Annotated in this window: 5 protein-coding genes; all 5 read right to left on the bottom strand. The window is 32.2% G+C overall.

Annotated features, from left to right (window positions below; all coding sequences use genetic code 11):
- Positions 1-562, bottom strand: a 562-nt coding sequence (locus DIU01_RS03165; RefSeq protein WP_290831805.1) for a hypothetical protein, incomplete at its 3' end; no start/stop codon positions are given.
- A gap of 5 nt (positions 563-567) precedes the next feature.
- Positions 568-1,188, bottom strand: a complete 621-nt coding sequence (locus DIU01_RS03160; protein WP_290831804.1) for a hypothetical protein — start codon at positions 1,186-1,188, stop codon at positions 568-570.
- A gap of 70 nt (positions 1,189-1,258) precedes the next feature.
- A complete protein-coding gene (locus DIU01_RS03155; protein ID WP_290831803.1) occupies positions 1,259-1,831 on the bottom strand; it encodes a Crp/Fnr family transcriptional regulator in 573 nt (190 codons plus the stop codon).
- Positions 1,832-1,904: 73 nt separating this feature from the next.
- Positions 1,905-2,669 (bottom strand): hypothetical protein, encoded by a 765-nt coding sequence (locus DIU01_RS03150; protein ID WP_290831802.1) that lies wholly within the window; start codon positions 2,667-2,669, stop codon positions 1,905-1,907.
- A 164-nt stretch (positions 2,670-2,833) separates the two neighbouring features.
- Positions 2,834-3,979, bottom strand: a complete 1,146-nt coding sequence (locus DIU01_RS03145) for a serine hydrolase (RefSeq protein ID WP_290831801.1) — start codon at positions 3,977-3,979, stop codon at positions 2,834-2,836.

Here is a 3,979-nt window from a genome sequence, read left to right as displayed (position 1 = left end):
TGATATTATCAAAATCTATTTTAGCATAACTTCTTTTTTTAAACATAAACCAAGGTAGGTTTTCAGAAACACTTCCCCTCATAAATTCTGGAGCATACGATTCAGAAGCATAGTTTGTAACCGCTTCGTCAAAAAGTTTAAATGCCTCCCTTAAATAACTTAGTTTCCTTGTTTCACCAGCTAATAATGAAAGTGACGAAGCCTTGTATGACAAAACAAATGGTTTAAAAATAGCTAAGTCATCATTCAATTTTGGTATCACACCATTTAACATATCTAAAGATTTTTGTGGATAACCTTTATAAACTTTATTGAAAAATCCGAAGCTCAAAGCAACTTCATGATAGATAATGCCTAGGCGTATTTGATTAATGGTGCTGTTATCCAGCTTGTATGCTTTTTCTACTTCAATTAAATGTGATTTAAGGAAGGTTGTATCGATAATTTCCATAACGTCTTCTAGCTTTTGCTGGGCTTCTTTATGTGTCATATTTTTTAATTGTGCTTTTGAGTTAAAATTAATACTTGTAACTAGTATGATTGATAAAATAATGTTTTTCATGTTCTTTATTTGGTTAAATTAAAACGTGATCCTACTTGAAGAAAATAAATAAATCCACCTGCAGAAGCATTGTAACTAGTTTGTCCTAATGATTTAGTTTCGGTGCCACTTAAATTAAAACTCCAGCCAAAACTAGCGTCAACATAAAAAATCTTTTTGAATGGAAAAACTCTCAATCCCAATTTCGGTACAACGTATTTTTTTACAATGGTTTCTTTCGCACCACTTATTTCATCCTCCAACATAAACCACTCTGGGCCACCTAAAACGCCAGCATAAATGCCTTTTCTGTCTTTGCGTAAATAGTAGTTTGCAAAAAATTCAACAGCATTATTTCGTCTCACTTTGAGATTATCGGCATTCTCAAAGAATGTGTTTTTAACATAGTCTGGCGGAACTACACTAAAACCAATTGCTCCAACTTGCCAATTACCAAATTCAAGCCCAAGGCTTCCACCACCACCGCTTGAAAGGAACAAAAATGGATAAGCGTCAACGCTTAACTGCAAAGGAGCTGTGACTTTGCCCTTGCCTAAAATTTGGCTTTGAAAGAAACTTGTTTTGTCTTGCGCAAAAAGACTTGTTGTTATAGAAACAACTGCTAAAATTAAAATGGACTTTTTCATTGGGCTAATTTTTTAAATTATATATGGCACAAATTTCAGTCGAGGAGCGTCTATTTTTTGTTGACTTTTGTTAAGATTTTCGTCTGGCTCTGATTCGGCTCAAACTTTCAGGACTTATACCTAAAAGATTAGCCAAAAATCTTTGTGGCACTTCTTGAAATAAGTCAGGTCTTTGCTTAATCAATTTTTCAACCCTTTCTTCGGGCTTTTCTGAGGATAATGACATGGCTATGTCTATTGTCCGTTGAGCTACTTGCTCTGCCATTATTCTCCCTAAAGATTCAATATTTCTATTTTCTGCATAGAGCCTAAACAAGTCACTTTTTTTAATCACAAATAATTCAGCGTCTTTGAGAATTTGAAAGTAATAATTTGTAGATATGTTTTGAGTAAGGCTTTTGAAGTCGGTTATAAAATTGTTATGCAAAGTAATATCACACGTTATTTCATTGCCATCTTTTATATGATAATGTCTAATAACTCCCGAATTTAAAAATCCAACAAAATCACAAACCATACCTTCTTTGAGCAAAAAGTCCTTTCGTTTGAGTTTTATTGGTTTAAAATTTAGCTCAATAGCTTCTTTGTCCAACTCTGTAAGTTGAATAAATTTTGAACAGTAATTTAGTAAATTGTCAGTCATTCTTTGTAGTTTATCTTTTTTGCAATTTAGGGTGATAATGCAAAAAAAATCGTCTTATCTAAACAATCTCTCTTCATTTATTCAAGTTTATTAGTGTTCCCAACTCAAGAAGAACTCCCGAAAATTTATATGGTAAATTGTAAATGTTCTCATTATTTATTTTTGTGTTGTTAATAGTCAAACTAACATCAGAGTCATTGTATTCTTTGCTATTCCATTTTACTGTTCCGTCTTTCTGTAAACCTGCAAAATTCATTCTGCTTTCACGTCCAAAAGTCATTTGAAATCCACTATTTGCATAAAAAATAATGTTATTAGCTATTTTGTAATGCAAACCTATTTTTGGGCTAAATGCCCAGCTATTGTCTATTATATGAAATCCAATATCATTGTCATAAAGCTCGTTTCCATTAACAACTAAATATTCTTTCTTTTTTGCTCCTCCTGAAGTAATGCCAAATCCACCAATAATTCTCGATGCTGTCGTTCCAAAAGAAATATTCAAATCTTTTGAAATATTATGAAAATAATCTAAGCCTAAATCAAATTGCACACCATAAACTTTACCATTTTTTGCACTATTTGATAAAAATGAGTTTAAGTATGGTTTCACATTGATTGAAGTTCTAAATTTATCCGTAAAAAAGTAACCAATTCCAATGTTTATTGCACTTCCAAAATTACTTTTATCTAATCTATATTTTGCTGAAACGGTATCCACTAAATAAGTGGCATCCTGGTTTCCATCAACATATTTGAAATCAATTTGGGAGTTGATTTTTTTTACAGGCATCAAACTAAATGCTACCATGATTTGAAACTGTCCTTTATTAAACATACTTTCATTTTGTCCCAAAAGGAATTGTGTACTCAAAACAAAGCATAAAATCATAATTATCTTCATCTGCTCTTTGTGTTTTATGCTTGTTTATATTTTTGACTTTTACAACAAAAAAGTAAATGTAACCACCGACCTTTTTGTTGATACATATAACTTACTAATTAATTATCATTATTTTCTATCCAATTTTTCACCTTACCTATCATTTCAAATACCTGAATATCCTGATCATTTTGATTTACTGTAGTGATAATATAAGTATCAATAGATTTAAGGTAAAATGCTTTGGTATGTATGCCAAATAAATCTCCTGCATGTCCTATAAAATCTGGATCTTCGGCCATCATTAAGCCTAAACCATATGTTTCACTTGGCAAACCTAAGTAAGCTGATGGAACTCCATTACTTTTCATAAGTTGAAGACTTTGATTGGAAACAATTTTGCCTCGCATTAATGCCTGTAAGAAAGTTTGTAAATCCTCTTGTGAACTTATTAAATCGCCTGTGCCAATACCCCAATTACAGTTAAAAAGTGCAAAGTTGTTTTGTTCTGTAACTGGAGGAGTTAGTGTAAAGTAAGGAGTTATAAAAGGTTGTATCATAAACTCATCATTAGAAAAATAAGAATTATACATTTTTAGCGGATCCAAAATGCGTTCTTTTACAAAGGTTCTATATGGTTTACCAGATGCATTTTCTATTATTAGACTTAACAAATTATAACCTGTATTGCTGTATTTCCAAGTACCCATATTACCAGCTGGCGAGTATTGTAATCCGATATCAATAGCTTGTTCTCGGGTGGGTGCTGAATTAGAATTAGGAAATAAACTTGAAAATTCATTTGTGCCAGTATATTCGCCCAGAGATGAGGTGTGATTTAGTAAATTTCTAACCTTGATACTGTTTGCATTAGTAATACGGCTACTTATATTAGCCATCATACTAGGACTTAAATATAAACTGATACTACCATCGAGGTTGATTTTATTTTCCTCAACCAACATCATAACTGCCGCTGCTGTAAACATTTTGGTGACGCTAGCCACTCTCCATCTATGATCAGTACTCGCTATTTCATTTGAGCCAATATTAGCTTTACCAATGGCGCCTGACCATTTCCAGTTTTTAGAAGGTCGTGCAATAGACAACATTACGGCTGGAGCTTCTGATGAAGATTTGGTTTCTTCCAAAATTTTTTGAAGTGCTTGAGAACGTACTTGATCAGAATCATCAGTGTCTGATTTAGTGCAAGATGAGATAAAAAACATAATACCTAAAACGGTAAATAAAAAAAATTTTTTCAT

This window comes from Flavobacterium sp. (assembly GCF_003525665.1).
Taxonomy (GTDB): domain Bacteria; phylum Bacteroidota; class Bacteroidia; order Flavobacteriales; family Flavobacteriaceae; genus Flavobacterium.
This window is presented reverse-complemented; position numbering and strand designations above follow the sequence as displayed.